Genomic DNA, 26,140 nt, shown 5'->3' with positions numbered 1-26,140 from the left:
CATAAGATGCAAAAAAGAAATAGGGTGGTGTGTCTATGGGAGGCCTGACGTACATTGATTTCCTTGCCAAGTTTGGCATTGGTGGTGCCCATCCCGGAGGATTTAGCTTAACAAAAAATATGCTTTTGCAAGAAAAAATTACACAGAATTCTTATATTTTAGATGCAGGCTGCGGAACTGGACAGACATCTGCCTATTTGTATGAGCAATACAAGGCAAACGTGTTTGGATTGGAACTTAACCCTATTATGATTGAAAAAGCTCAGAACCGTTTCCAAGACAGACAGCTTCCCATTCAATTAGTTCAAGGCTCTATAGAACAAATTCCATTTAAAGACGAAACCTTTGATTTTGTCCTTTCGGAGTCTGTTTTAGCCTTTGTTAATAAACCAAAGGCCTTAAAGGAACTCTTTAGGGTATTAAAAAAAGGTGGACGTTTTCTAGCTAATGAGATGACCATAAATAAAAAGCTTACTTCCCAGGAAGAAACGGAAATTAAAGAGTTTTACGCAGTCGATTCCTTGCTTTTAGAGGAGGATTGGAGAAAAATTTTAAAAGAAACCGGCTTTCACGATACTAAGCTAAGTATGCATCCCCTTGATTTCGTTAATGGAAATACAGGACAGGAATTTAATTTCTCCGCAAATTTCGAGCCCGAGCTTTTTGGTATTCTAAATCAGCATGGAAACATTCTTGTTAAGTACCATGATATCTTGAGCCACCGAATTATTACTTGTACAAAGTAATAAAGAAAACAACCCTGAAATTCAAAATTGAATGAAGGGTTGTTTTCTTTTTATTAAAAAATGGGACGAGGTTTGGATGTCTGCCCTTACAGAAATAGGACTACCCTCATACTTTATAGCAAGTACTGTTGATTGGAGGAACTATAGAGTGGAATTGAATTATGAACAAGCGCGTCGGTTGGAGGGTCAAATGATTCGCTTTAAAAATAAAGAGGGCGAATGGTCAATTGGGAAAGTGAAAAAGGTGAGAAAAGACGGCCTTGAGATTGAGGAATTATCTAACTCTTCAGGCTCAGGTAACGGCTATGGCTTCCCTTTCTTCGGAGGTCCGTTTTTTAGACCGCCTATCTTCTTCCCATTTGTTGGGTTCGGCTTTGGTTTTCCATTATTCTTTTAATGCAAGTACGACATGTACTTGCTTTTTTTTCTTGATTTCACCAAAAATAATATCCAGACCCCGTTACAGTGAATATTTTTAGCCTTTCGATGAAAAATAAGGGCGTGAAAGGATGGGTGAAATCATGGATAAAACCTTGGGATATCTTCGCGAAATTTTATCTAATTATACTGATAACCATACAGATGGCAAACAAGTATATCAAAAACTCGTAAAAGGGCATTATCATTCTGAAGGGGATTTTGTCCGGGATTTGAGCAGTAAAGAAATGGACTTTTTAAATAAAATCCTGCCTGATGAAATTAAATATGCCCGTGAGGAACAAGACGAGAAGAGAGCTTACCAACTGAATGAAGTTTATGAACTATTGCTATAAGCAAGTATTCTGCCATCCAGGCTGTCGAGAAACTATCGATAGCCTTTTATTTTATTCACTTTCTCTGATGATTCAGAGTGTTAATTTTTTATAATAATAATAAAGGCTTTTCAACAAGTCTGTTGATTGGCGCTCCAGGCACTTCGCTTTCCGCGGGCGGTACGGGGAGCCTCCTCGGCGCTTAAGCGCCTGTGGGGTCTCCCCTCCCCTGCCCCGTACTCCCGCAGGAGTCTTTGTGCCTTCCGCGCCAATCAACAGGTGTATTCAATAAAGTAAGTCCTTCAACTTCAACAAAATAAGTGGTGAGACTAATATTTAAGCCAAAAGAGTATAGCCAAAGTGAATATGAATTTGTTTCTATTGATGAATTGGTTCAAGATGGCCACCTTCTTCGCTTGATTGACAAATCCACATCATGCTACGATTAGTCGGAATCGTCAACACTGCTTTAAAGGTACTAATATTTTTCAGGGTGTTTTTGATGAAATTGTTCTCTTAGCAATGAATCACCAAATGGTTGGGGGACGTGTTTTATTTACAGATTCAACTCATTTAAAGGCAAACGCCAATATACATAAGTTTACAATGTGGAAGTAGGGACTCGCTAATATTTTGAGGAAATAACTAAAGCTATAAAAGAGGATAGAATAAAGTCTGGAAAAAGCCGGTAAAGGAAAAAGTGGAAGAGAAAGAAACAAAAGAAATTCGGGTAAATACAACAGACCCTAAATATGGATTTATGTCTCGTGAAAATAAGCAGGAAATGTTCTGTATCTTGACCTTAGGACTACTTACATGCAGTTACAGGGGTTTTATTGAATAATGTAAAAGGCCAGGCTCTTCTTACTGCAGCCTACCAAAATGTGAAAAAGATTGCAACACTCTTATCAAGGATAGAAAATGTGTGTTGCAATACTTTGATTGATTTGCCTCCCTGTTGATTGGAGCGGAGGGCACTCGACTCCTGCGGGATATAGAGGTCACTGGAGACCCCGCAGGCGCTTTTAGCGCCGAGGAGGCTTCAGGACCTCCCCGCGGAAAGCGAGTGCCCGGAGCGGAAATCAACAGGCCCTTTAGCAGGGATTATCAATAAAAATTTGTAATTTAGGTTGGATAAAATTAAAAATCGCCGAGAATTTTACCCCTTCTCGACAATCTAGATGGCAGAGTACTCTGCCATCTTTTTTGGAAATACTGCTTTTTTTGCACTCTTTATTTCCTAGGCAAGCGCATGGTGCGACAAAACATGCAGTTACTTTAGATTCATTTTCATCATAAATCGACAATTAATTTTCAGAATTCGCAAGTTACTTGCGTCACCTTCTTGATATTTAGACCAGAAACGACAAATTACCCTTTCGGCAATAAATTAGAATTTCCATCATTTTTCTTATTAATGGATATCTCTTTTTTTGAATCTTCCGCCCCTTACTTCAGCAATATCTGCGACAGCTAAAAAGGCATGATCATCGTAATCGGTGACAATTTCTTTCAATTTCGCTTCCTCAAGACGATTGATGACGCAAAAAATCACTTTTTTGTCATCTCCGGAAAAAGCCCCTTCTCCATTTAGATATGTGACACCACGTCCAAGTCGATGCAGAATGGCATCGCCTATTTGTCTGGCATTGTCACTGATAATCCAAACTGATTTCGATTCATCAAGGCCGGTAATCGTAATATCAATCGTTTTGTAGGCAACAAAATAGGCTATTAAAGAATACATAGCGCGATCCCATGTAAAAACAAAGCCTGCACTTCCTAGAATAAAGAGGTTAAAGAACATAATAATCTCACCGACCGAAAACGGGAGTTTATTATTAAAAAGAATGGCTAATATTTCTGTACCATCTAAAGATCCTCCATAACGAATAACTATACCGACCCCTATTCCGAGGACAACTCCCCCAAATATAGTCGCAAGGAGGATATCTTGTGTAAAGGCTGGAACTGGGTGGAATAATGTAGTAGCGATGGAAAGAATGATAATACCATATAGTGTAGAGAGAGCAAATGTTTTTCCGATTTGTTTGTAGCCGATAAAGAAAAAAGGGATATTTAGAATAAAAAGGAATATTCCTAAATTCCATCCTGTTAGATAGGATAGCATAATGGAAATTCCGGTAATTCCGCCATCAATAACATTATTTGGAACGAGAAAGATTTCTAGTCCGACCCCCATTAAGGTGGCACCTAGGGTGATTAATAAAATGCGTTGGAGAATTTTCTTTTTTGTCAATTTTCGGTGGTGGATTTTTTCTAGTTCTGCTGCAAGTGTTTCCTGCTGCTCCTTTAAATTAAGATCTTGAATTCCTGTCATTATCCTGCCCCTTTCATTTTAATTCCTATAAATAGAATACCGAATAATTGCGCCTATGTATAATACTTTGCATCTTTATTCACAGTAGAGTAAGAAACTGATTTCAGAGGGATAGCCTTTCGGCTATCTCTTTTACTTTCAGTTCCTCCTCATCAAACCGTACGTGAAGTTTTCCCTCATACGGCTTTCCGACGTTCTTCTTTCTTTGGCTTTACGGAGACTAACTAGCCAATTTCACTAATAAATGACCAATTTCTTTTCGTACGTCTATTAAATTCCCATGTTTCATACGACTATTTCTTTTCTTGTTATAGAATAATGTTAGGCGTTCTAACACATACCAATCAATCCGATTAAGCCATTTCTTTGCATTAAGTGATATGAGATAGTAATTTTTGAAACCTTGTAGTTTCTTGTTTAATCCGATCACCAAGTCATGAATATCCATGTACAATTTTGCCCTTGGCTCAGTGTATGCCTTAATTTTTGCACGCATTTTCTTCATTGCGTTCTTTTTCGGGATGTGTGACATCACAAATAATGTGTAACCGCCTTTCCGACGGATTGGAAACTTCCTATTATGAAATCCTAAGAAGTCAAAACCCTCTATATCATCCCAAAGATGAACCAATCTTGATTTATCTCGATTAATTGAAAGGTCCAGTTTTCCCATTATTGCTTGAATAACTTTAATGCTTTTAAGTGCATGTTGTTTAGTGTTGCACATGATGACGAAGTCATCCGCATACCTGACCAGTTCACCTAAATGATTAAATCGCTTCTCCCAAATTTTATCCATTGTGTTTAAATAGATATTCGCTAACAGCGGGGAGATAACACCACCTTGCGGTGTTCCAGAAATCGGATTTCTAATCTTACCTTCTTCCATGATGCCCGCCTTCAGCCACTTACGAATTAGCTTTAGAACTCTGCGGTCACTGATACGTTGTTCGACCAATTTCATCAATTTATCTTGGTTGATGTTATCAAAATATCCTTGGATATCGACGTCTACTACCCAAAAACATTTCTTACTCGCTTTTCGTATCTTTGCCATGGCTTGATGAGCATTACGTTTAGGACGAAAACCAAATGAGCAATCATGAAAGTCAGCCTCAAAAATAGGTTCAATAACCATCTTAGTAGCCATTTGTGCAACTCTATCTTTAATGGTTGGGATTCCTAATGGACGTTTCTTCCCGTCATCCTTTGGTATGTAGGTTCTTAGGACTGGATTGGGATGATATCTGTTCTCTTTCAACTCTAGGTAGAGTTCGTTCAAGAACTTCTTCTCTCCGTATTCCTCGACGATATTTACAATCGATTGTCCATCTACGCCCCCACTGCCTTTCTTTCGTTTCACACGTTGCCAGGCTTCCCATAGGATATCAGGACGATAAATTTTGTCATATAAAGCATGAAATCTACGGCTAGTGTTTTCCTTGGCACAAAGATATAACGTCTTCCAGAGTTCTTGAGCTTTTACTTTATTGGTGTAGTTAGCCATTTTCTTGGCATTCACTGACTCTTACCTCCTTCCAACATATGAACGAAGTAGGGTATTGGCTTTTGCCGTCCTTCCCTAGACAATGTTATGTTGTCATTGTCATCATTGGTACTATGACCCCCTCCGACTCCCTCTCATCCATTCACCACTTCGTTTACACTTATAGGTTTCTGCTTTACTTTCGTATGAAAGTGACGAGGAGGGTATCCCCAGTTCCGTTAATTACTTTCCTAACATGTCGCTCCCCTTACCCCGAGAGATTCCTTGGTGCTGCTTTCCCAAGTTCTTCACACCTTCCATGGTCTTCGCCCATATACTCAAGGCTCGACTTCTCTTTAGCCACCGACGGTGGGTTCCTTTGACGAGACGGCAGGATTCACTTAATGTTACAACCTGTTAGTTTGCTCGCACTCTGCTAGAGAGTTACTTTGTCACAGGGCTTCAACCTTAGAGTTTCTTCACCAGTTGCCTGTCAGCTACTGAGCGTCTTGGTACTTACTCAGATTGGACTTTCACCAATTAGCAATTAACGGCTTGCTGGGCACGCAATAAAAAAAGGAGCTGCTTTATTTTTTAAAGCAGCTCCTTTTTTATTAACAACTTAGGAGACCCAACCATGAAATCAGCCAATTACTTTTTCAATTTTCATTTCCAATTAGCTTTTTTATATCTAATTGGAAACTATGAAAAATCAGCCGATTTTGTGTTTGTTCCGTTGAAGGAATTAATTCACATGTTAGATGGAATTCAAATTCCTTTTAAAACAAACATCATTTTCGGTATTGGACCGATGACTCTTTATTCCGTTTTTGCTGGAATAGTTTTACCTTACTACTTCGTTCACAAACGGAACGAACACGTATGGTTGAGCCTCCTAAGTTGTTAGGTTTGTGTATTTCCTTTACACTTTTATTATAGCACCAAAAAATAACCATAAACGCACTACTTGTGGCAGTTCTGTGAACATTTGGAAAAAATTATCAAAAAAGGTCTGCCCCTACGAAAGTGAGCCAGACCTTTAATTTTTCTAATCGACAATCGGATTCTTAAAATTATCCGTAACAATGATGTTGTATTTATTAATTTTTTCTTCTATTCTTCTTATGTTTTCCCTAAATTTAACATCATAAGGAATTGTAATCACGCTGCCATCTTTTTTTTCGAATTGATATTGGTAATATTGAGTCGTCCCTTGGTGGTTTCTATAGACAATCTTTACTTTTGCAATATCCTCCCACCTATACTCTTTTTCCGTTAAAGTCGTTAAAGAATTATTGTGGATTCCTTTTTCATCTATGTAGTAATACGCAGTTAAACTTAAGATAAATGCAGGAATCGAAATTATAAGAAGTAATACTGTCGTCCATTTAAATTTTGGCCCTTCCCACCGTTGTCTAAAAATGAGGTAAACGGTTAATACCAATGCTCCATAAAGCATTCCAGCCATAAAGGTGATATAAGCCGAAAAAGGTGTTACAAAAAGCCATTGCGAACGGGAATAATATACAAGGCTCTGATAGGACGCCACAACAACAAATGGTACAAACAAACTGCTTATGTACAAAATAATTGTATAAGCTGCTAATTTAACTGAGTTTTCATCTGTTGAACTATTTCTTTTCAATAACACATTTAACCCCCCCTCTAACCAATTTTACCTTAATTTTACAAAAATTCACAACCTTTGAATAAGAAAAACCAAAAAAAGAGCGGCCCTTTTTGTGAAGGACAGCCTCTTTTAGATTTATTTTGTTCCCGGTGCTGGGTGGTCGACACCTTTGACATGATGGCTATGGCCAACATCTTCACTCGTATGGAAATCGTAATAATGAACATGCATTCCGTTTCCAACCGGTATCGCTGGACCTGAATAGGCACGGTAATGATGGGTATGCCCATCTTCAAATAAAACATATCCCTCCGTATAATGAACATGCCCTCCATCCTGAGTAGGAATCGGCGGCGAGGTTACATCTAGGCACTGGTGTACATGCCCGGCACTCATTCCAGTATAATCAACCGAACCGTGGTTATGATGCGGGACAAACCCTGCCGTAAAATCATCCTTCCCTATTTTCGACAATCCCTCCACCCCCAAAATAGTCCTTTTTTCATTCCATCTATATGCTCGAAAATGGGAATTTATAAATTACACTTCCAAAATTTTCACTAAAATGGTAATACATAAGTCAAATTATCGTACGCACACTATCAAAGTAAGGAATATTTTTTAAAGAAGGAAGGGAAATGGAATGACTGTAGGTACACAAGTTAAACAGACTTTGGCAGGTTTAAAATCGGCTCAGGCTAGTTTTGAATCGTTTGCTTTGCAGACTGAAAACCAAAGCGCCAAGCAAATTTATCAGCAGGCGGCCCAGCAAACGCAGACGATCATTGACAGTGTTGAACCGCGCATCCAGGAAATTATAAACGAAGAACCGCAATACAATCAGTAAAAGATAGGTTGGCGATTTCGCCAACCCATTTTCTGTTTTAGTAAGGAGGAGCAAAATATGACAGTTGCATCAAATGTTAAACAATGTCTTGCCTCCCTAAAAGGGATTGAATCGCAGCTATCATCATTGGCGTTAAATTCTTTGGATCAAAGCGCGAAAGAAGCATTTCATGACTCAATGCTAACGATTGGAAAAATAAAAAAAGATCTTCAATATCGTGTTTTAGAGCTCGAAAGACTAGAACCGCAATATAGGGGCTAATGATTTGGGGTGAACTGAAGTGAACGGATTTGTAGAAATTATCCTCCGCTCTTTTCTTTTTATTGGTCTCTTATTCCTAACCACAAAATTGGTGGGAAAGAAACAAATTTCACAGCTCACCTTTTTTGAATATGTTTCCGGAATTACCATCGGAAGTATCGCAGGTGAAGCAATCACAGGATTAGAAAAAAACTACCTGCACGGGGCTGCGGCCGTTGTTTTATTCGGTATTGTCACGATTTTAGTTGACTATCTATCCTTAAAGAGCAAGTACTTCCGTGATGTAGTCGAAGGAAAAGGGACTGTTCTTATTAAAGACGGAAAAATTTTAGAGGAAAATTTAAAAAAGGAACGATTTACAATCGACGAATTGTCTACCCTGCTGCGAGAAAAAAATATATTTAAAGTGGCCGATGTGGAATTCGCCATATTAGAACCGCGTGGAAAAGTAACCGCCTTATTAAAAAAAGAGAACCGGCCAATAACTCCTAAAGATTTGCAAATGAAAATGGCAAATGAAAAGGAGCCAAATACAGTTATTATGGATGGCAATATTATTGAAGAGGGTCTCCGTGCATCCGGTAAAAACAGAGCCTGGTTGTACACAGAATTGGAAAAACTTAGTGTTACTCTTGACAATGTTTTTTTTGGTCAAGTGGATTCTTTTGGTGAGATAACGGTTGATATTTATGACGATAAAATTCAAGTACCCGCCCCAACTCAGCGTCCTCTATTAATGGCCAGTCTAAAAAAGGCCCAGGCGGATTTGGAAATTTTTTCACTATCAACTGATTGCGAAAAGTCTAAAGAAATGTATAAGGAAAATGCAGCTATAATGCAAGGATTAATAGACAAACTCGAGCCATATTTAAATGGATAACAAAAAAGAGGCTGTCTCTAAAGCCTCTTTTTAAATATTAAGCACTTTCCTTGCTGGCACTGAGCGGTGCCTTTTTATGAGTTATATAGCTATGAAGAACCATACCACCCATTACAAGCAGCATTCCCAGCCAAGAAACGGCATTTGGCAAAGAAGTATTTAGGAGCCATACTTCCCCAATTAAAGCGAATAAAACCTCCATCGCCTGTGTTGCTTCTACAGCGGCTAGCTTTTGCATATTTCCTCTTACCAAATCAGTCGCCTGAAAAAACAGGATGGTAGCTATTACCCCGGAGGAAATAGCCACTAACCCGGATTGAAATGTTTGCCCTATACTTGGAGGTCCCTCTGTAACTAGGCCATATATGGACAAAATCAGCCAAAAGGGCATGCTTGCCAGAGTCATTCCGAGAACACGCTGAAAAACATCAAGTCTTCCACCGCAAATATCCATCATTTTACGATTTCCAAGCGGGTAAGCAAAAGAAGCAATTATAACAGGCATTACTCCTAATACGATTGCCGTAACCGAAAGGGTACCCGCCTGCTCAAGCTGCATTAAAACGATTCCCATCAGAATGATTAATGACATTGCCAGCCCTTTAAAGGGAATTTTCCCTCTCACTATAATTGGGCCGTTAATGGTCATGACCTTTTCATAAAAGAGGGGAGCTAAAAGGGAACCTGAAATAATGGTTATTTGCCAGGTTGCAGCAATTAGCCAACCGGGGGCATAGGAAGCAGAAAAACAAAGCGGCGCATAAAACAAACCGAAGCCAATACAACTCCATAAAGTCCATTTTCCTGGTGCCGTTTTCAGCTCTTTCAAGAGTGGCTTAAGATTTTTCCTCCCCATTACAATAAGCAATAAAAATGGAATCATAAAGAAATATCTTAGTGATGCACTCCAAACCCAGCTGCCGCCAGCAAGGTCCATTGCCCTGTTAAAAATAAATGTAAATGCAAAAAAGAAAGCGGCAAAGATGCCTAAAATGATAGGACGCATTGTTTTCCCCTTTAACTCTTGTCAGCTTTGAATATTTCAATACTCTAAAGTATAACAGATTTCTGAATAGTTTGTTAATACTGATTTTCCCTTAAAATAAAATACATACTCTAAAAATTTTGGAAATAAATTTTAAATTGTCATTCAAATAACGAAACCTCTGCACCTCCTATTCGTACATAAGAATGGCAAATATTATTAGTAGAGAGAGGTTGACACAATGTTTGGAAAAGTGGCTTCAGATTTGTTGGGATTAAGTGATGTAGGGTCGGTGATTAAGCCTTCCGATTATGATAAGGTGGATGCCGATGATTACGTAATGCATGAGGATAATGAGAAGATTTATTTCTTAATTAAATCAAAATCTGATGAGTATTGCTTTACAAACAATGCTCTCATCCATCTTGATGGTACTAGTGCTACAAGCAAAAAGCGGATGCTTTATCGGTACAGCTATGCCACAAAAAAAATATCAGATGTTATGTTGGAAACGGCCGGTACAGTCGACCTAGACGTAGAAATCAAATTCAAAATCGGCTCTCAGCCTTTCTCCATTGACATTCATAAAAAGCATATCGAGGAAGTCAAAGATTTATACAAGGCACTTATAAAAATTTCCGAGATTACCCATGAAAATGAAATTTCACTTCAGTTTGCCAAGCAAAGTCTCGATGTCGCTTCCACAACATTAGGTCGCGTCTCCACTCCTGACAACAATTTGGTTGTTCAATTTAAAATGTTGAATCAGGCAGCATTCCAGTGGCTCGAGGAAAGTAAAAAACAATATTGTGTCAAAGATTTTGGCTTTGTTTTTGAAAAATATATAAACAATTAAAAATACAAAATAGAGGCCGTCTCATAAACGGAACTAAACTCCCATGGTACTGAGACGGCCTCTATTTTTAAAACCATTATTGCGGGCTAGGCCGATGAAACAACCCCATTACTTCTATCGTTTCTGTAATATTCACAAAAGCTGTCGGATCGACTTCAGAAATAAGAGATTTAACCTCGTTTAACTCATATCTTGAAATGACCGAGATTAAAATCTTTCTGCTGCCATTTGTATATCCTCCAACCCCATCCATAATGGTGAGTCCACGGTATAAGTTGGCCACCAAATGATTTCTCATTTCTTCGCCCTTTTCTGTTATTATCATTAAAGTTAATTTGACATGGTCCGTGTAAATAGCGTCAACCACTTTTCCTGTAACAAAAATCGAAACCAACGTATTGAGGGCCGAATCCCAATTGAATAAAAATCCGCTAATTACAATAACAACCGCGTTCATTCCGGAGAGGAGCACCCCGATTGGAAAGTCTTTCTTCCGGGAAACAATCATTCCGATGATATCAAATCCGCCCGTTGAACCTGAGCTTCGAAATACGATTCCAACCCCCAGACCGGTCAAAGCTCCGCCAAATATTGATGAAAGGATGGTATCTTTCGCAACTGGAAACACTGGTACTAAATAAAGTCCTAAAGAAATAACGAACACTGAAAAGATTGAATTAAAGATAAATCTTTTTCCTAGCATTTTATAGCCAATGATTAAAAGGGGAAGGTTCAACAAAAGATTAGCCACTCCTGTGTTTATGGGGGTAATCATTCCTACTATCATCGAAATTCCGCTCATCCCGCTACTTAAAACCTCGTGAGGGATAAGGAAAAGATTGAATGCAGTTACAATTATAAAAGAACCGATAATAATTCCAACCATCTGCATGAATATTTCTCCTGTCTTTCCGCTATTTATTTAAAAAAATGATAACGATTCATAGCTAGGATGTAAACTAATTAATATATTTAAAAAACAATTAATTATCTGGAAATAGAGCCCAAAGATTAAGTTGAATAATTATAAAAGCATATTACATTAATATTCACCTTACAAAAACCCCTTAAACCCTCGTTTCCAAAATATAATATTGACAAATTTATTAAAACGTATATACTCTAGTAATATATCATTTTTAATATTAAATCCTCATCAAAACCGATGAGGTAGAGGTCGCGGTTTTTATCAGTAAAATGGACGAGACGCAGAGATGTTTTTGACTCCGTTTGAAAGGAAAAGCTGCCGAAGTGTGTTTTTCTCTCTGGAGAAACATGCTGGGGCTGTCTCCGAACAGGAACAGAACTGTCACGTTTAGCCTTACCAGCTTTACGTGTTGAGCTATCTTTCGGAAGGTATGATGCGGGGTATATACAAATGCCGTCGAATCTGCTTCGAGGGCATTTTTTATTCCAAACTCCTTCCTATAAAAAAATTTAAAAGGAGTCATAAACATGCAAACATCGCAGGTAAGTAAAGACGAAATATACACTAGGCCCACGGGTCCGAAAAATGATAAAAATGAATTAAGACGGAGCTTAAAGTCCCGCCATCTTACGATGATTTCTCTTGGTGGAACCATCGGGACCGGATTATTTCTTGCCAGCGGCGGAGCGATCCATAGTGCGGGACCTGGCGGAGCGATTCTTTCATATCTTGTTATTGGCATTATGGTTTATTTCTTAATGCAAAGCTTAGCTGAAATGGGTGCCTACATGCCGGTAGCAGGAAGCTTTAGTACCTATGCTACGAAATTCGTGGATCCATCCCTTGGCTTTGCCCTAGGCTGGAACTATTGGTACAACTGGGCTATTACGATTGCAGCAGAACTTTCTGCAGTAACAATGATTATGAAATTCTGGTTCCCAGATTCTCCTTCACTATTATGGAGCAGCATCTTTTTAGTTATCATGTTCTTGTTAAATTATCTTTCCGTTAAGGGATTTGGCGAGGCGGAATATTGGTTCTCATTAATTAAAGTTGTAACTGTTGTGATCTTTATCATTGCTGGTACGTTAATGATTTTTGGAATTATGGGAAATGAAGCAATTGGCTTTAAAAACTTTACAGTTGGAGATGCACCATTCCATGGCGGATTCATGGCTATGCTTGGAATCTTTATGGCAGCTGGATTTTCCTTCCAAGGAACTGAACTTTTAGGTGTTGCAGCGGGTGAAACAGATAACCCAGAAAAATCAATTCCGCGTGCAGTAAAGCAAGTTTTTTGGCGAATTCTTTTATTCTATGTGTTAGCTATTCTTGTTATTGGTCTTATTATTCCTTACACAAATGAAAACCTTGCTAATGGAGATGTTGCCGTAAGTCCATTTACGCTTGTTTTCCAAAAAGCAGGAATCGCATTTGCTGCTTCTGTCATGAACGCAGTCATTTTAACAGCTGTTTTATCAGCAGGTAATTCAGGAATGTATGCATCGACTCGGATGCTTTGGGATTTGGCACGTGAAGGAAAAGCACCAAAATTTCTTGGTAAATTGAACAAAAATGGTGTGCCAGTTAATGCTTTAATTGTAACAGCATTAGTCGGAACACTTGCTTTTCTGGCATCCCTCTTTGGCGATGGTACAGTTTATGTATGGCTTTTAAATGCTTCCGGTATGTCCGGCTTTATCGCATGGCTAGGAATTGCGATTTGTCATTACCGTTTCCGCAGAGCTTATGTAGCTCAAGGCAAAGATCTAAATTTATTGCCATATAAATCAAAGCTGTTCCCATTTGGCCCAATCTTTGCATTTATTGTTTGCGCCATTGTCGTAATTGGGCAAAACTATTCAGCATTTATGGGCGATCATATTGATTGGAACGGTGTTTTAGTATCCTATATCGGTCTGCCATTATTCCTTATCCTTTGGTTAGGCTATAAATTCACAAAGAAAACAAAGGTTATTCCTTTGGAGAAGTGTGATTTAAACAATTAAAATTAAAAATGGCTCCCAAGGAGCCATTTTTTTATAATCTAATAGTAACCTCTGTCCCATCTTTTAATTTCGTATCCACTAACAACAGGCCTTTATACTTGGTCAGACCATCCAATAAAGGCTTCAAGTCCCTTTTTTCTATCTTTGGAAAGACGAATTTTTCCCCGCCTTTTTTAATCGATTTGTTTATAAAATCAATAAATCTTCTAGATGTGATAACCGAACCAAATAGTTTTAATACAACATAAGGAACAGGTACCGTAAAGCTTTTTCCTTTTACTTTTAAACCCACCTTTAACATGCTTATTCAATCACCACAAATACTTTATCGCCATTTGCGGAAGTAACATCAACAATTTGGCCGTCTAGTTCGTTTTCAATCGCTTCTATCAACAAATCTACATTGATATCTTTCACATACTTTTCCGCTTGCGGAATTCTTTCGGCAATGCTGGTGCCCACCTTCAACACTGCTTTCACAAGATTAATGGGAAGATTGACATTAACATTGTCACCTTCATGGGAATTAACTCGGATTTTTAGCATTTTGCTGCCATATGATGAGGTTTCTTTCTTTAATTCAACAGTTAGTTCCTTCCCTTGAAGGATGTTAATCAGTTCAGTCGCTTTTTCTTTATCAAGCTTACCTTCCTCGACCAACGTTAACACTCTAGAGATTTCATCTTTCATTTACATATCCCCCTCTTTTAATAAGGCAATAGCCTCTTCGGCAGTGATTTCCCCTTTTTCCAGCATGGATACAACCTTCTTCTTATCAACCTCCGGCTTCCGGTTTGCTGAGTAGCCCAAGGCCGAAATGATGTCGTCTAATTTCCCTCTAACGGTCGGATAAGAAATCCCAAGTTCTTTTTCGACTTCTTTAATACTTCCGCGGCACTTCAGGAAAATTTCAATAAAATGAAGCTGTTCCTGTCCAAGTGAGGCAAGCTTTGATAATTCGAATTCATTTTCCACCGTCGTGTGGCAATGTTTACACTGCAGTTTAGTAATGTTTAATTGTTTGCTGCAAACGGGGCAATTAGTAATTAACGGGTAAGCCATTTTATTCTCCCTTCCTTTATTAACCATATCATACATCACTTTCATAATAATTTAAAGGATAAATTAATATTTTTAATTTAATTTATTTAAAAAATTAAATTAGTTAAAACCAATATTAAAAACGTTAAATTAAAGCAACAAAAAAAACAAAAAAATGCCCCTGAACAACCAAACAGTTTTGTAAATATGTGGTATACTCAATTAGATAACAGAAGGAGTGTTTAATTTGAAAAGCACCAATAATCGATACCAAAATGGACAAATGGTGAGCATTAAAACAACCGGAGAGACAGTTACGATTTTAAAGTGGCAATATATAAAAAATATGAAGCGATATTCCTATATCGTCAAAGAACAGCCGAGTTTATTTTATTTTGAGGAAGAATTAGAAGAACTTTAGAAACAGACAAAATAAGAAGACCAACCACTCGGTTGGTCTTCTTATTTTGTCAATTAGTTTAAAAATCTGCATTTCCTGGTGTTCTTGGGAATGGAATCACGTCTCTGATATTGGTCATTCCGGTTAGGTACATGATCAGGCGTTCGAAGCCAAGGCCATAGCCAGAATGCTTGGTGGCGCCGTATTTTCTTAATTCCAAGTACCACCAATAGTCTTCTTCGTTCATGCCAAGTTCTTTGATTTTTGCAGCAAGAACCTCTTCACGTTCTTCACGCTGGCTGCCGCCAATCAATTCCCCGATTCCCGGTACAAGAAGGTCGGTCGCTGCCACCGTTTTGTCGTCTTCATTTAAGCGCATATAGAAGGCTTTGATTTCTTTTGGATAGTCTGTGACAAACACCGGCTTTTGGTATACCTTTTCGCATAAAAAGCGCTCATGCTCCGTTTGCAGGTCAAGGCCCCATTCAACTGGATAAGCAAAATTCTCACCTGATTTTTTCAAAAGTTCAATAGCCTCTGTGTAAGTGACTCGGCCAAAGTCGGCTGTATATGCATTGTTTAAGCGATCCAATAATCCCTTCTCCACAAAGCTGTTAAAGAAGGCCATTTCCTCCGGAGCATGTTCTAACACATATCCGATTACATATTTCACCATTTCTTCAGCTAGGTCCATAATATCAGGAAGCTCTGCAAACGCCACTTCCGGTTCAATCATCCAGAATTCCGCAGCATGTCTTGCCGTGTTAGAGTTTTCAGCTCTAAATGTTGGACCAAACGTATAGACATTACGGAATGCAAGGGCAAAGGATTCGGCAGAAAGCTGGCCGCTTACGGTTAAATTCGTTTCTTTTCCAAAGAAATCCTTGGTATCGTCTGTTTTGCCCTCTTCATTTTTCGGCAGGTTATTTAAATCCAGCGAGGTTACTCTAAACATTTCACCTGCACCTTCTGTGTCACTCCCTGTTATAATCGGCGAGTGAACATAAACAAAGCCTTTTTCGTTAAAAAATTTATGCATGGCATACGCTGCAATTGATCTCACACGAAAAACAGCAGAGAAAGTGTTGGTTCTCGGTCTTAAATGAGCAATCGTTCTTAAATATTCAAATGTGTGTCTTTTCTTCTGCAGCGGATAATCTACGTTTGAAGTCCCTTCAATCACAATAGTTGTTGCTTTGATTTCAAACGGCTGCTTCGCCTGAGGGGTATGGATAAATTCTCCCTCTATTTTAATTGATGAGCTAATTGGCAGCTTGGCAATATCTTTATAGTTCTCTAGCTTGTCATCGAAAACAATCTGAACACTCTTAAAAAAGCTCCCATCATTTAATTCAATAAATCCAAACGTTTTTGAATCACGAATTGTCCGGATCCAGCCGGATAATTCAACTTTTTTGTCAATGAAGCTTTCAGTATTTCTGTACAAATCTTTAATTAAGACCTGTTTCACTTGAATTTCCTCCTAATTTATATGTATAAGTTATTGAACAACCAGAGGCAGGAGTGACCATTTAAATAAAAAACCTCCCATCCCAAGTTGGGACGAAAGGTAATTTCCCCTGTTGTTACCGTTAGTGTTTATCCCTTCCATATTATATTAAAATCCTCACAAATAAGCAATATTCAACAAAATCGATAATTTAGCCTTCGTTTTTGTTAGGTTAGTCTAATCCATGACGTAATTTTTAATAATTTTCTGAAAAAATAGCAGGAAAATAAAAATCGAAGTCGAATTAGTAAACAAATGTTCGATTCTTGATTGGTTAGGAGTGTTGGTTATGGACAAAATCACTTGTATTGCCTATCTTCTTTACAATTCATCGAAGAATCAAGACATCCGTGAGAAAGCTATTCAATTATTAAATGGGGATGTATCAATCCGCGATTTAAAAAGAAATGTTTCCATACAAGCCCATTTAGTTCTAGCAGAATCCACATTAAAGAAAAATAATCTAGACAAAAATCTTGTCCAGCAGTTCGCCGAGGAGTTCCTGAGCGTTGAAGTTTAAAAAGCTTCCAAACCGGAGGCTTTTTTATCCGATAAATTTTTCATAACAAAAAATAACTCTTCCTTTTTCCCAGTCAGCTGTGTTATAATATCTAAACCCTAATAATTCCCAAAAATGTCTTGCTTTAGTATTTTCTTTTATAAGACCAATTCGGACTCTGTCCAAACCCCGCTTGTCCATCTCATTTTCAAATTGTGCATAAGCTTGTGCACCAAAACCATATCCTTGATAATCAGCATGAATCATCAGCAGTCCAAGCCAAGGAAAATGATCGTTGGGATTTTCCAGCACGTAATCCATAACACCAATATAAGTATCATCAAGTTTGATAAAAGCACTGATCGTTTTAGGGTTTAAAAATTCCTTTTCCAAATCGGCAAGCTCCCTTGCCGCCAAATCATTTTCCAAAACATTGTATTCGGGATTCGAATTAACAATCTCAAGCGCAATATAGAGTGTTTCTTTCCTAATCTCTTCAAAATGTATCGACATCGTTTTTCTCCTTTTTTATTGATACTTAGGATATTTTATCAAAAAATCAGTTATTCACACTTTAAAATTATGTCATAAAAATCAGTTCTCCGAATAAGCTTAAACCGTTGTGAAAAATAGGATTTTCTACTCAATTAATTTTGTAAAGAAAGGTGATTTTATATGGTACAAATTGAGGTAAATATTACTTTCGAAGGAAGAAACTATTGGACAAATGTCATTGCCGACCAAAATACATCTGATGAAGAAATACTCCGCCTTGCTTTTGAACAGGTTCAAAAGCAATGGAAGAAATAAAGTTTGAAAAGGCAGCAAATTTGCTGCCTTTTTATTTTCTATCCGATTATTTCATATGTGTTTTTTGGCACATCAACCATAAGGGGACTTATTCCATCTGTTGCAAATAAATGCAATTCGTGCATCGCTCGGGTACAGACTGTATAAAATAACTTTCGGTCGCTTTCTTTTTGATATTGTGAACTATCATAAAGGATGACTGCATCAAATTCAATTCCTTTTGAAAGATATGAGGGAATCACCGACACCCCGCTTTCATAGGAAGTTGTTCCTTTTTCAATAAAATGAAGAGGAACATCTTCTTTTAAAACTTCATATACCCGTTTGCTTTCCTCGCCAGTTCTGCAAATAACCGCAATCGTTCGATGGCTTGTTTGAAGTTCTTTAATTTTCTCCAAAACCTGTTTATTGAGCAAATTACTTTCAACTACATTCAGCGAAGGCTTGATACCGCTCCGGTTAAAAGGCTCAATTTTGTCGCCATTCTCAATAAACTCCCTTGTGAATTCAACAATCTCCTTAGTCGAACGATATGTTTTCGTTAAAACAAATTTTTCAACCTCTCCCTCTTCTGCCTGAAAATCAGTGAAAACTGATTGCATTCCCGTCGCCCCTGAGAAAATAGCTTGGTTAAAGTCTCCAAGTAAGGTCACCTTACTGTAAGGAAACAACATTTTTATAAAGGCGAACTGAAAAGGAGTGTAATCCTGGGCCTCGTCAATAAATATATGACGAATGGAGGAATTTGACTTTCTCCCCTCAATTAAATCCTGCAAGTACACATATGGCGTGGCATCTTCGTAAGGAATCACCATACTGCTTATTTGTGCCTTTGTTTGAGAGCATATGGTATCCCACATTAGCGGCAGTTCGGAAGGATTATTTTCCTTGTTAAATAACCCAAGATAAATTAACGGCAGATTGATAAATTTTAGGTTTTTAACTGCCGCAAATATTGGCTTAAATTTTTCTTTCACAACCATTTCTGCCAACAACTTTTGTTCCTGGTCGAAATCATCAAATGAATGCTCCGTAAACCGTTTCTTTTCCTGGAGTTTTTTATAAACCTCTAAATAATCCTCTTTCTCCAAATATTGAATCTCTTCCTCAACCCAGCTTCGGGACTGTTCCCGTTTGACCCATTTCTTTAATTCTTTCTTAAGCCACTCCTTGAGAAGCAGCATCCTGTTTGGAATTGAAAAATTGGTATTTAAAGTATAAAAATAATCGTGAATTTCTTTTTTCGAGATTAAAACATTTCCTCTAAAGCTTATATCCTTAAAGATTAAACCTTGATTTGATAACCTCGCTGCATATTCTTCTATTAATCGCTTAAACTCCAAACTAGCCTTGAAGCGAATACCATTCAACCTTGATTGACAATGGTCATTGTCCACTAAACTTAGCAGGTATTCAATCTGGGTAAAAGGATCCTCAACGTCAAATTCCCGGCCCAATCTTTGATTTAAGTATTCCTGGAAGGTCGATTGCTGCATGTTCTCTTCTCCCAGCTCAGGCAATACTGTTGCGACATAGCTGTTGAATAAAGGATTTGGAGAAAACAACAAAATATTTTCCGATTTCAATGTACCTCGATATCGATACAAAAGATAAGCCACCCGCTGCATCGCCGCTGAGGTCTTGCCGCTCCCGGCCACACCTTGGACAATCAGCAATTTACTTCGTTCATTACGGATAATCGCATTTTGCTCGCGCTGAATCGTTGCGACAATGCTTTTCATTTGGGTACTGGCATTGTTCCCCAGAACCTCCCGCAGCATTTCATCACCGATGGTGACACCGGTATCGAACATTCCTTTAATTTCCGAAAACCGGATGATAAATTGCCTTTTCAACTCCATTTCACCGTGGATGGTCCCTTCCGGGGTTTGATAATGTGCCGGCCCGGGTGAATAATCATAATAAAGACTGGAAATCGGCGCACGCCAGTCATAAATTAAGAAGTTTTCATCCTGTTCATCCATTAATGAAGCAATCCCCAGATATACTTGATCGGTCGACTTTTCACCAGCCTCCCAAAAATCAATACGACCAAAGTAAGGAGAAAATTTTAATTTATCCAAGGTTTTGAGGGTTCTGTCTAGCTGACTGTGTGTCCGTTCCCGCTCTGAGAGAAGTTCTGCCTGCTGTTTAATACTAGCCGCTGTTTCAATGACGTCATCCGGTTCATCCAGATTGACTGTAACATCCTCCCAAAAAGTCTTGCGGATTTCCAGAACATCAGAGCTAACTCTGCCGGTATTTTTTTGTAATTTGGCTATCTTTTTATCCACTTCATGCACTACCGAATTAACTCTTTCCTGCTCCAATTCCCAGTCATTATCTTGTAAATCCTTCATTCAACAACCACTCCCCAAATAAATTTTGGCTGCATTAGTTGACAACAGCGAACGAATGTGGTAATGTTATTATAGGATATTTATAATCCTAATCATAATTTGGTTTTCTTGCCAAAGTTCATTTTAACATGTTTTTTTGTCTATTTTCAAGTGTATTTTTTTAAAAGTAAAAACGCCGCTTTGGCGTTTTTTTCATTTTATGACGCTCTTTTCCTCAATATCAATCTCCATTTAAATCCCTTTGTAGTATTTGAAAAATCCAATAAATAATTTATAAAAAAACAATTGACAATCAGCATGACCTAATCATATAATTTATCTTGAATTAAGTTATTTCAAAATCAAGATAAATTATTTCAAACTAAAAAGGGAGAGATTTTAACATGACTAAAACAAAATGGGCATTAGACCCTGCACACAGCAGTGTAGACTTTTCTGTTCGTCACATGATGATTGCAAACGTAAAAGGAACATTCAACAGCTTCAGCGCCAATATTGAAGCAGATCCTGCAGATTTAACAACCGCAAACATCGAGTTCTCGGTTGAAACTTCAAGTGTGGATACGCGCAACCAAGATCGTGATGGCCACTTAGTGTCTGCGGATTTCTTTGATGCTGCCAATTATCCTGCTATGACTTTCAAAGCAACAAATATTGAAAAGACTGATGATGGCGAGTACAATGTAACCGGCGATTTAACGCTACGTGGAGTGACAAAACAAGAAACTTTCGCTGTTTCCTTTGAAGGTCAAGGCAAAGATCCTTGGGGAAATGAAAAAGTTGGTTTCAGTGCTGCAGGCACTCTAAACCGCTCTGATTATGGTTTGGTTTGGAATGCGGCACTTGAAACTGGCGGGGTCCTTGTTGGCGATAAAGTAAAGATCAATCTGCAAATTCAAGCAGCAAAAGCTGAATAATTTAGCCACAACAAAAAAGCTCTCCTGGTATTTGGAGAGCTTTTTCACCTATTAATTATCATTCCATATCAAAAAGCGGCGACAAATCTTCGCGAATAAAATCTATATAAAAATAATCATTACTAGCAGCATCATATAAATAATCTTGTTTCCACATTTCTATATTGGCAACAATCTCCTGCATTGCCGCAACAAACGTTAGGATTTCTTCATTAGACATAATCGGATGCAATGAAAACCGCACCCAGCCAGGCTTTGTTGATAAATCCCCTTGGTCTATTTTGTCGGTTATTTGCTGAGAGGAATTTTTGTCAATATTAAACAAGTAATGCCCATATGTTCCTGCACATGAACAGCCGCCGCGAACCTGAACCCCAAAACGGTCATTTAGAAGGCGGACAATTAAATTATAATGAACATTTTCGACGTAAAAGGAAACGATTCCTAACCGGTCTTTCACATGACCTTCTAAAATATGGAGCCCAGGGATTTCCTCTAACCGTGGCAGCAGCAGCTGCAGCATTTCTTTCTCTCTCTTTAAAATGTTTTCAATCCCCATCTGTTCTTTTAGATTTATGCATAAAGCCGTTCGAATACCCTGAAGAATTCCGGGCGTACCTCCATCCTCCTTGATTTCAATGTCATCATAATAGTGATGTCCTCCCCATGGGTTAGTCCAAGTAACTGTCCCTCCGCCTGGATGGTCGGGAATCTTGTTCTTATATAACCTGGAATCAAATATTATCACACCGCTTGTTCCCGGCCCTCCTAAAAACTTATGTGGCGAGAAAAAAACAGCATCTAATTTTTCCATTGGATCAGTTGGATGCATGTTAATAGAGACATAAGGGGCAGATGCCGCAAAGTCAACAAAACATAGTCCGCCATGTTCGTGCATGATTTTGGCTAATTGATGAAACGGCGTTTGAATCCCTGTTACATTGGAGCAGGCTGAAAACGAACCAATTTTTAATGGACGATCTTCATATCTCTTTAAAAGCTGCTCTAAATGGGAAATATCAACATTTCCATTTCTGTCAGGCTGTATCATGACAACATCCGCCGTCGTTTCAAGCCAGGATGTTTGATTCGAATGATGCTCCATATGGGTTAGAAAAATAATCGGCCTCTCTTTTTCAGGTAAGTTTAGCCGTTTTTTCCACTGCTCATGTATTCGCAGCCCCAGAATTCTTTGAAATTTATTGATCACAGAGGTCATCCCAAAACCGTCTAAGTGAACCACATCATATTTATCAGCACGGACATGCTCCTTGATGATTTTTTTTGCTTGTTTATACATTCCCGTCATCATTAAACTAGTTATGTTTGATTCTGTATGGGTATTCGCCATAAAAGGACCAAAAACTTCTGTAATTTTCTCCTCAATTTTCCGGTAAAGACGTCCGCTTGCTGTCCAGTCACCATAAATAATCTTCTTTTTACCATAGGGAGAGTCAAATTCATGATTAATTCCAATAACGTGGTCACGGAAGCTTTGAAAATAGGTTTCGAGGTTATCAGGAATGCGAAAGGTTTTGCTGCCAATTTTGCCGGTAATCATGTCAATTCCACCTCAACACAAAGTCTTGATAACCAGTATATGCGAGAAGCTTTTTCATGGGTCTCGGTTTCGTTCTATATAAATAAAAGCAGCCTATTTTGGCTGCTCAGGCTGTCGAATAACTATCGATAAATTTTTATCTTATTCACGATTTTTCACAACTTCGTTAATTATTTAAATATTAAAATATATTGACCTTTCAACAAGTCTGTTGATTGGCGCTCCAGGCACTTCGCTTTCCGCGGGCGTGCCGGGAAGCCTCCTCGTCGCTAAAGCTCCTGCGGGGTCTCCCCTGTCCCGTACTCCCGCAGGAGTCTTCGTGCCTTCCGCGCCAATCAACAGGTGTATTCAATACAGACCTTCAACTCACAATGCAAATAAAAATAAGAGGTGAATAAATTATTAAAACCAAATGAGTCTAGCCAATGTTATTGCATATGAACAGACTCCTTTCTTCAACTTGCCAAAATTTATTAAAGATTGAAGTACAATTTTCAAAGTTAGAAATAGTTTGTTGCAATACTTTAGGTTAATTTGCCTCCCTGTTGATTGGAGCGGAGGGCACTCGACTCCTGCGGGAAATAGAGGTCACTGGAGACCCCACAGGTGCTTTCAGCGCCGAGGAGGCTCCAGGACCTCCCCGCGGAAAGCGAGTGCCCGGAGCGGAAATCAACAGGCCCATTAGCAGGGACAATCAAAAATATCGGTGTTAGAACATAAAAAATTGTCGAGAAAAATACCCTTTCTCGACAATCTGAAAAGCCTGTATTTGCTGCTTTTGTTTATTGTTAATAAGTAGTGACCTTTGTGGATTCCTTCCGATTGACTTCGTCAATTTTTTGGGTAAACATTTGAAAGACACGTTTTTTCTCCTCAAGGTCACGTATGTATTCTTTTAGTTGATTATAGCTTTCTTCAAACGGCTTATGATACATTTCACGGATTTTATCAATTAACTCCTCATTGACTGTGGATTGAATCACTTGTTTGGTGATCCCGTATTTATAGGTATAGACTTTTAATTCTTGAGATACTTCCTCATATTCCTTTTCAATTTCTTCTAGCACCACTAAAATATCTTGCTTCCACTCTTCCAATGATTTCTGCAGATAGGACTTGACCATTGTCTCTTCCATAAACACACCTTCTCTATTCCCTTATTTAACTTATTATAGCGATGTTAGTTTACATGGAAGTTTCGGAAAAATTACAAACCCTTTTCAAGCATGAATGAAAACTCGCCGATTGGCGAGTCCGATAGGACGAAGACAGAGGCGTAGTTGAATTTATGCGTTAGGAAAGTGAAAATTTATGCTTTCCTATTAGCAAAAAAAAACGATTACTAGGAAATCACGTAACCGTTTATTTAGCCTCCACGATTTTCGCAAACTCTTCTAGCGTGGTTGAATATTTTATATACGTCCTTGGCAGTAGATATAGTTCATTTTTTATTCCAGTTTTTATATAAGGCCCAGGAGTAGTGGTTATTCCATAGGTATAATATTTCTTTGTTTCCTCCACTACTTTTTCATCGAAATCTCCAAATGGATATGAGAGAGCAATAACCGATTTACCCGTAATTTTTTCGATTTTTTTCTTTGAGTGGTTTAATTCATACTCGTAATTAGCTATTTTAGATAATTCAGGATGTGTTGCTGTATGTGATTGAATAGAAATGAGCCCTGAATTGGCTAGCATCTTTAAATCCGATGGGGATAATCGATTGGGCCGCTCAATAAAATCAGCAATAATAAAGAATGTTCCTGTTGGATTAAAATTTTCTGATTTCAGCCTTTGAAAGATGTAAAAAACATTAAGATTATTTTTATAGCCATCATCAAAGGTAAGAAAGATTGGCTTGTCAACCTTCTCCTTATCAGCCCATCTTTCAAAGGTCAGCAATGTAAAACCATGATCCCTCAAATATGTCATTTGTTTTTCAAAATTCTCTGGTCTTACATAGAGCTCCTTTTGCCCATGACCGCTATACTCTTCAATCGAATGATAAATTAAGATTGGCACTTTTTTTGCCGCCATGGCCCGGTCAGGAAAAACTAACAGCAAAAGACAGGACACTACTAATAGAATGTTTTTCATACAATCCCTCTTCAAAATACGTTTTTTCCTTATTATTCCTAACATTTCTACCTTCATTCTTCCCTTATCAAACCGCTCAATTTGCAATAAAATGTTACTATTTCAAGATTTTCGTCTTGTTTTGATAGCTTTTGTCAAGCGGCAGGAAAAAACCATATCGGATGGTGAATATCTTAGTATCGAACTCATAAAATTCTTTCCGAGATAAATAGAAAGGAATGATTCTCATGAAGTCTTATACACTTAAAGAAGTTTCCAAAAAAATAAATACTGCACCTGGCATCATCCGGCAATGGGAGAAGGAATTAACAGGAATACTCCATATTTCCAGATCAAAACAAGGGGCAAGAATTTATACAGATGTTGAGATTAACCAATTAACCGAAGTAAAGGAACTATTTGCTAAAAAGATGGGTAAAGAAGCAGTTCGGGATGCACTGTTAAAACAATCCATCGCCAATCATGATACAGAGCTCGAAGAAACAGCCGCTGACGCTGATATTGAGTTTATTTCTCCCCCGGAACCAGTCACATTCGAAATGATTACCCATATAACCAAACAGCCTTCTATCCCTGATAACGAAAACAGCTTATCGAATGCTGATTTATTTTTTGAGGTGATGGATGCCTATAAGAAAAACTTCTTAAATGAGGTTAAAGAGGAAATTAGAAGTGTTGTACGAAAAGAAGTATTAACTGAGGTAAAAAAGGAGATTTCAAACGGAACGCTTATAACCGTTAAATCCGTGCAGGATTCCATTTATAAATCTTCAGAAAACACAAAAGAGCATATTCGGGAACTGTCGGAGACCATTTCGAAAGCTTCGGAGGAAACCGCAGATAAGTTAAGATATTTATCTTCCAACATCAAGAATGTCACCATCGAAACTGCTGATGAAGTTTATTCCCTCACAAAACAGGTTGTCGAAACCTCAGATAAGCTTTCAAATTATATCGACCAAACTAATAACGAAATTTCCAATTTGGCTGATGAAATCGCAAAGGAACGTGAATTCCTGATGGATGACCGTGAGCAATACCGTCATGATATCCGGCAAAGGGAAGCCGCGTTTCAACAAATGCTGGCAAACTATCGAGAGGTTGCCGCGGCAAAGGAAAAAAAGTGGTGGAAATTTTGGAGTTAAATTTAAGGTGCGGGAATCTTCATTTACGCTGATTCTTTTCGTTGGATATCAAGGTTTTCGGTCATTTTTAAAAATGGAG

The 26,140-nt window shown here is 38.2% G+C and carries 29 protein-coding genes, 1 pseudogene and 1 riboswitch; of the genes and pseudogenes, 15 read left to right on the top strand and 15 right to left on the bottom strand.

The features are described from left to right. The first annotated feature begins 35 nt into the window (after positions 1–35). The 4 genes and pseudogenes from KHA99_RS27230 to KHA99_RS31075 form a co-directional block, all read left to right on the top strand. On the top strand, positions 36–746 hold the full coding sequence (locus KHA99_RS27230) for a class I SAM-dependent methyltransferase (RefSeq protein WP_213120609.1): 711 nt from the start codon (positions 36–38) through the stop codon (positions 744–746). A 148-nt stretch (positions 747–894) separates the two neighbouring features. Beyond that, positions 895–1,143 (top strand): hypothetical protein, encoded by a 249-nt coding sequence (locus KHA99_RS27225; protein WP_213120608.1) that lies wholly within the window; start codon positions 895–897, stop codon positions 1,141–1,143. Between the two features lie 124 nt (positions 1,144–1,267). Then, the gene (locus KHA99_RS27220; protein ID WP_213120607.1) at positions 1,268–1,519 is read left to right on the top strand and encodes a sigma-G-dependent sporulation-specific acid-soluble spore protein CsgA; all 252 of its coding nucleotides are present in this window, start codon (positions 1,268–1,270) and stop codon (positions 1,517–1,519) included. A gap of 408 nt (positions 1,520–1,927) precedes the next feature. After that, positions 1,928–2,297: pseudogene (locus tag KHA99_RS31075) on the top strand (IS5/IS1182 family transposase); the annotation flags it as partial. Positions 2,298–2,912: 615 nt separating this feature from the next. Here KHA99_RS31075 and KHA99_RS27215 read toward each other — a convergent pair. Together KHA99_RS27215 and ltrA are read right to left on the bottom strand one after the other, a co-directional pair. Continuing rightward, positions 2,913–3,839 carry a YitT family protein gene (locus KHA99_RS27215; RefSeq protein ID WP_213120606.1) on the bottom strand — a complete coding sequence of 309 codons (927 nt, stop codon included), beginning with the start codon at positions 3,837–3,839 and terminating at the stop codon, positions 2,913–2,915. A 220-nt stretch (positions 3,840–4,059) separates the two neighbouring features. Then, on the bottom strand, positions 4,060–5,361 hold the full coding sequence (gene ltrA / locus KHA99_RS27210; RefSeq protein ID WP_213116059.1) for a group II intron reverse transcriptase/maturase: 1,302 nt from the start codon (positions 5,359–5,361) through the stop codon (positions 4,060–4,062). A gap of 601 nt (positions 5,362–5,962) precedes the next feature. On the opposite strand from ltrA, the gene KHA99_RS27205 reads away from it, so the two are divergent. Further along, the gene (locus tag KHA99_RS27205; RefSeq protein ID WP_213120605.1) at positions 5,963–6,232 is read left to right on the top strand and encodes a hypothetical protein; all 270 of its coding nucleotides are present in this window, start codon (positions 5,963–5,965) and stop codon (positions 6,230–6,232) included. A 141-nt stretch (positions 6,233–6,373) separates the two neighbouring features. Here KHA99_RS27205 and KHA99_RS27200 read toward each other — a convergent pair whose 3' ends face one another. Continuing rightward, entirely contained in the window at positions 6,374–6,976 is a 603-nt protein-coding gene (locus KHA99_RS27200) for a hypothetical protein (RefSeq protein WP_213120604.1), read from the bottom strand. Between the two features lie 114 nt (positions 6,977–7,090). Then, positions 7,091–7,429, bottom strand: a complete 339-nt coding sequence (locus tag KHA99_RS27195) for a YmaF family protein (RefSeq protein WP_213120603.1) — start codon at positions 7,427–7,429, stop codon at positions 7,091–7,093. Between the two features lie 169 nt (positions 7,430–7,598). Here KHA99_RS27195 and KHA99_RS27190 point away from each other — a divergent pair, with 169 nt between their 5' ends. Genes KHA99_RS27190 through KHA99_RS27180 form a run of 3 tightly spaced genes read left to right on the top strand, consistent with a single transcriptional unit; the run spans position 7,599 to position 8,943 of the window. After that, positions 7,599–7,802: a DUF1657 domain-containing protein gene (locus KHA99_RS27190; RefSeq protein WP_213120602.1), complete on the top strand. Its 204-nt coding sequence runs from the start codon at positions 7,599–7,601 to the stop codon at positions 7,800–7,802. Positions 7,803–7,859: 57 nt separating this feature from the next. Continuing rightward, positions 7,860–8,063, top strand: coding sequence for a DUF1657 domain-containing protein (locus tag KHA99_RS27185; RefSeq protein WP_213120601.1), 204 nt, complete (start codon positions 7,860–7,862; stop codon positions 8,061–8,063). Positions 8,064–8,082: 19 nt separating this feature from the next. Then, complete coding sequence (locus KHA99_RS27180) at positions 8,083–8,943, top strand: DUF421 domain-containing protein (RefSeq protein WP_213120600.1); 861 nt, start codon at positions 8,083–8,085, stop codon at positions 8,941–8,943. A gap of 37 nt (positions 8,944–8,980) precedes the next feature. Here KHA99_RS27180 and KHA99_RS27175 read toward each other — a convergent pair whose 3' ends face one another. Next, positions 8,981–9,949: a DMT family transporter gene (locus KHA99_RS27175; protein ID WP_213120599.1), complete on the bottom strand. Its 969-nt coding sequence runs from the start codon at positions 9,947–9,949 to the stop codon at positions 8,981–8,983. A gap of 220 nt (positions 9,950–10,169) precedes the next feature. On the opposite strand from KHA99_RS27175, the gene KHA99_RS27170 reads away from it, so the two are divergent. Further along, positions 10,170–10,784: a PH domain-containing protein gene (locus KHA99_RS27170; protein ID WP_213120598.1), complete on the top strand. Its 615-nt coding sequence runs from the start codon at positions 10,170–10,172 to the stop codon at positions 10,782–10,784. 76 nt (positions 10,785–10,860) lie between these two features. On the opposite strand, the gene KHA99_RS27165 is transcribed toward KHA99_RS27170, so the two are convergent. Then, entirely contained in the window at positions 10,861–11,676 is an 816-nt protein-coding gene (locus KHA99_RS27165; RefSeq protein ID WP_213120597.1) for a YitT family protein, read from the bottom strand. A 271-nt stretch (positions 11,677–11,947) separates the two neighbouring features. Further along, positions 11,948–12,137, top strand: a riboswitch (Lysine riboswitch). A 102-nt stretch (positions 12,138–12,239) separates the two neighbouring features. Between KHA99_RS27165 and KHA99_RS27160 the strand changes: the two genes are divergently transcribed. After that, on the top strand, positions 12,240–13,721 hold the full coding sequence (locus KHA99_RS27160) for an amino acid permease (protein WP_213120596.1): 1,482 nt from the start codon (positions 12,240–12,242) through the stop codon (positions 13,719–13,721). 31 nt (positions 13,722–13,752) lie between these two features. Here KHA99_RS27160 and KHA99_RS27155 read toward each other — a convergent pair whose 3' ends face one another. Genes KHA99_RS27155 through KHA99_RS27145 form a run of 3 tightly spaced genes read right to left on the bottom strand, consistent with a single transcriptional unit; the run spans position 13,753 to position 14,783 of the window. After that, positions 13,753–14,022 (bottom strand): hypothetical protein, encoded by a 270-nt coding sequence (locus tag KHA99_RS27155; protein WP_213120595.1) that lies wholly within the window; start codon positions 14,020–14,022, stop codon positions 13,753–13,755. A gap of 2 nt (positions 14,023–14,024) precedes the next feature. Further along, positions 14,025–14,411: an SHOCT-like domain-containing protein gene (locus KHA99_RS27150; protein WP_213120594.1), complete on the bottom strand. Its 387-nt coding sequence runs from the start codon at positions 14,409–14,411 to the stop codon at positions 14,025–14,027. Beyond that, complete coding sequence (locus tag KHA99_RS27145) at positions 14,412–14,783, bottom strand: DUF2089 domain-containing protein (RefSeq protein ID WP_213120593.1); 372 nt, start codon at positions 14,781–14,783, stop codon at positions 14,412–14,414. A 226-nt stretch (positions 14,784–15,009) separates the two neighbouring features. Between KHA99_RS27145 and KHA99_RS27140 the strand changes: the two genes are divergently transcribed. Beyond that, the gene (locus KHA99_RS27140; RefSeq protein ID WP_213120679.1) at positions 15,010–15,183 is read left to right on the top strand and encodes a hypothetical protein; all 174 of its coding nucleotides are present in this window, start codon (positions 15,010–15,012) and stop codon (positions 15,181–15,183) included. Positions 15,184–15,241: 58 nt separating this feature from the next. Here KHA99_RS27140 and asnS read toward each other — a convergent pair whose 3' ends face one another. After that, the gene (gene asnS / locus KHA99_RS27135) at positions 15,242–16,633 is read right to left on the bottom strand and encodes an asparagine--tRNA ligase (RefSeq protein WP_213120592.1); all 1,392 of its coding nucleotides are present in this window, start codon (positions 16,631–16,633) and stop codon (positions 15,242–15,244) included. 328 nt (positions 16,634–16,961) lie between these two features. On the opposite strand from asnS, the gene KHA99_RS27130 reads away from it, so the two are divergent. After that, positions 16,962–17,192: a hypothetical protein gene (locus KHA99_RS27130; protein WP_213120591.1), complete on the top strand. Its 231-nt coding sequence runs from the start codon at positions 16,962–16,964 to the stop codon at positions 17,190–17,192. A 24-nt stretch (positions 17,193–17,216) separates the two neighbouring features. On the opposite strand, the gene KHA99_RS27125 is transcribed toward KHA99_RS27130, so the two are convergent. Next, a complete protein-coding gene (locus KHA99_RS27125; RefSeq protein WP_213120590.1) occupies positions 17,217–17,684 on the bottom strand; it encodes a GNAT family N-acetyltransferase in 468 nt (155 codons plus the stop codon). 162 nt (positions 17,685–17,846) lie between these two features. Between KHA99_RS27125 and KHA99_RS27120 the strand changes: the two genes are divergently transcribed. Beyond that, entirely contained in the window at positions 17,847–17,981 is a 135-nt protein-coding gene (locus KHA99_RS27120; RefSeq protein ID WP_213120589.1) for a BA3454 family stress response protein, read from the top strand. Positions 17,982–18,019: 38 nt separating this feature from the next. On the opposite strand, the gene helD is transcribed toward KHA99_RS27120, so the two are convergent. After that, complete coding sequence (gene helD / locus KHA99_RS27115; protein ID WP_213120588.1) at positions 18,020–20,341, bottom strand: RNA polymerase recycling motor HelD; 2,322 nt, start codon at positions 20,339–20,341, stop codon at positions 18,020–18,022. A 383-nt stretch (positions 20,342–20,724) separates the two neighbouring features. On the opposite strand from helD, the gene KHA99_RS27110 reads away from it, so the two are divergent. Further along, on the top strand, positions 20,725–21,258 hold the full coding sequence (locus tag KHA99_RS27110) for a YceI family protein (RefSeq protein ID WP_213120587.1): 534 nt from the start codon (positions 20,725–20,727) through the stop codon (positions 21,256–21,258). Positions 21,259–21,316: 58 nt separating this feature from the next. Here KHA99_RS27110 and KHA99_RS27105 read toward each other — a convergent pair whose 3' ends face one another. From KHA99_RS27105 to KHA99_RS27095, 3 genes are all read right to left on the bottom strand, one after another. After that, complete coding sequence (locus KHA99_RS27105; protein ID WP_213120586.1) at positions 21,317–22,819, bottom strand: aminotransferase class V-fold PLP-dependent enzyme; 1,503 nt, start codon at positions 22,817–22,819, stop codon at positions 21,317–21,319. A 788-nt stretch (positions 22,820–23,607) separates the two neighbouring features. Beyond that, on the bottom strand, positions 23,608–23,955 hold the full coding sequence (locus tag KHA99_RS27100; protein ID WP_213120585.1) for a hypothetical protein: 348 nt from the start codon (positions 23,953–23,955) through the stop codon (positions 23,608–23,610). Between the two features lie 226 nt (positions 23,956–24,181). Then, positions 24,182–24,916, bottom strand: coding sequence for a polysaccharide deacetylase family protein (locus tag KHA99_RS27095; protein ID WP_213120584.1), 735 nt, complete (start codon positions 24,914–24,916; stop codon positions 24,182–24,184). A 227-nt stretch (positions 24,917–25,143) separates the two neighbouring features. Between KHA99_RS27095 and KHA99_RS27090 the strand changes: the two genes are divergently transcribed. After that, positions 25,144–26,061: a MerR family transcriptional regulator gene (locus tag KHA99_RS27090; protein WP_213120583.1), complete on the top strand. Its 918-nt coding sequence runs from the start codon at positions 25,144–25,146 to the stop codon at positions 26,059–26,061. Positions 26,062–26,140: the final 79 nt, after the last annotated feature.

It is taken from the genome of Neobacillus rhizophilus, from assembly GCF_018343535.1.
In the GTDB taxonomy this organism is placed as follows: Bacteria; Bacillota; Bacilli; order Bacillales; family Cytobacillaceae; genus Neobacillus; species Neobacillus rhizophilus.
This window is presented reverse-complemented; position numbering and strand designations above follow the sequence as displayed.

Excerpts from the sequence above, each read along its gene's own strand:
- KHA99_RS27230 (WP_213120609.1), top strand. The coding sequence starts at position 36 with ATGGGAGGCCTGACGTACATTGATTTCCTTGCCAAGTTTGGCATTGGT.
- KHA99_RS27220 (WP_213120607.1), top strand. The coding sequence starts at position 1,268 with ATGGATAAAACCTTGGGATATCTTCGCGAAATTTTATCTAATTATACT.
- KHA99_RS27215 (WP_213120606.1), bottom strand. The coding sequence starts at position 3,839 with ATGACAGGAATTCAAGATCTTAATTTAAAGGAGCAGCAGGAAACACTT.
- KHA99_RS27205 (WP_213120605.1), top strand. The coding sequence starts at position 5,963 with ATGAAATCAGCCAATTACTTTTTCAATTTTCATTTCCAATTAGCTTTT.
- KHA99_RS27190 (WP_213120602.1), top strand. The coding sequence starts at position 7,599 with ATGACTGTAGGTACACAAGTTAAACAGACTTTGGCAGGTTTAAAATCG.
- KHA99_RS27185 (WP_213120601.1), top strand. The coding sequence starts at position 7,860 with ATGACAGTTGCATCAAATGTTAAACAATGTCTTGCCTCCCTAAAAGGG.
- KHA99_RS27175 (WP_213120599.1), bottom strand. The coding sequence starts at position 9,949 with ATGCGTCCTATCATTTTAGGCATCTTTGCCGCTTTCTTTTTTGCATTT.
- KHA99_RS27170 (WP_213120598.1), top strand. The coding sequence starts at position 10,170 with ATGTTTGGAAAAGTGGCTTCAGATTTGTTGGGATTAAGTGATGTAGGG.
- KHA99_RS27165 (WP_213120597.1), bottom strand. The coding sequence starts at position 11,676 with ATGCAGATGGTTGGAATTATTATCGGTTCTTTTATAATTGTAACTGCA.
- KHA99_RS27160 (WP_213120596.1), top strand. The coding sequence starts at position 12,240 with ATGCAAACATCGCAGGTAAGTAAAGACGAAATATACACTAGGCCCACG.
- KHA99_RS27155 (WP_213120595.1), bottom strand. The coding sequence starts at position 14,022 with ATGTTAAAGGTGGGTTTAAAAGTAAAAGGAAAAAGCTTTACGGTACCT.
- KHA99_RS27150 (WP_213120594.1), bottom strand. The coding sequence starts at position 14,411 with ATGAAAGATGAAATCTCTAGAGTGTTAACGTTGGTCGAGGAAGGTAAG.
- KHA99_RS27145 (WP_213120593.1), bottom strand. The coding sequence starts at position 14,783 with ATGGCTTACCCGTTAATTACTAATTGCCCCGTTTGCAGCAAACAATTA.
- KHA99_RS27130 (WP_213120591.1), top strand. The coding sequence starts at position 16,962 with ATGGACAAAATCACTTGTATTGCCTATCTTCTTTACAATTCATCGAAG.
- KHA99_RS27125 (WP_213120590.1), bottom strand. The coding sequence starts at position 17,684 with ATGTCGATACATTTTGAAGAGATTAGGAAAGAAACACTCTATATTGCG.
- KHA99_RS27120 (WP_213120589.1), top strand. The coding sequence starts at position 17,847 with ATGGTACAAATTGAGGTAAATATTACTTTCGAAGGAAGAAACTATTGG.
- helD (WP_213120588.1), bottom strand. The coding sequence starts at position 20,341 with ATGAAGGATTTACAAGATAATGACTGGGAATTGGAGCAGGAAAGAGTT.
- KHA99_RS27110 (WP_213120587.1), top strand. The coding sequence starts at position 20,725 with ATGACTAAAACAAAATGGGCATTAGACCCTGCACACAGCAGTGTAGAC.
- KHA99_RS27105 (WP_213120586.1), bottom strand. The coding sequence starts at position 22,819 with ATGATTACCGGCAAAATTGGCAGCAAAACCTTTCGCATTCCTGATAAC.
- KHA99_RS27100 (WP_213120585.1), bottom strand. The coding sequence starts at position 23,955 with ATGGAAGAGACAATGGTCAAGTCCTATCTGCAGAAATCATTGGAAGAG.
- KHA99_RS27095 (WP_213120584.1), bottom strand. The coding sequence starts at position 24,916 with ATGAAAAACATTCTATTAGTAGTGTCCTGTCTTTTGCTGTTAGTTTTT.
- KHA99_RS27090 (WP_213120583.1), top strand. The coding sequence starts at position 25,144 with ATGAAGTCTTATACACTTAAAGAAGTTTCCAAAAAAATAAATACTGCA.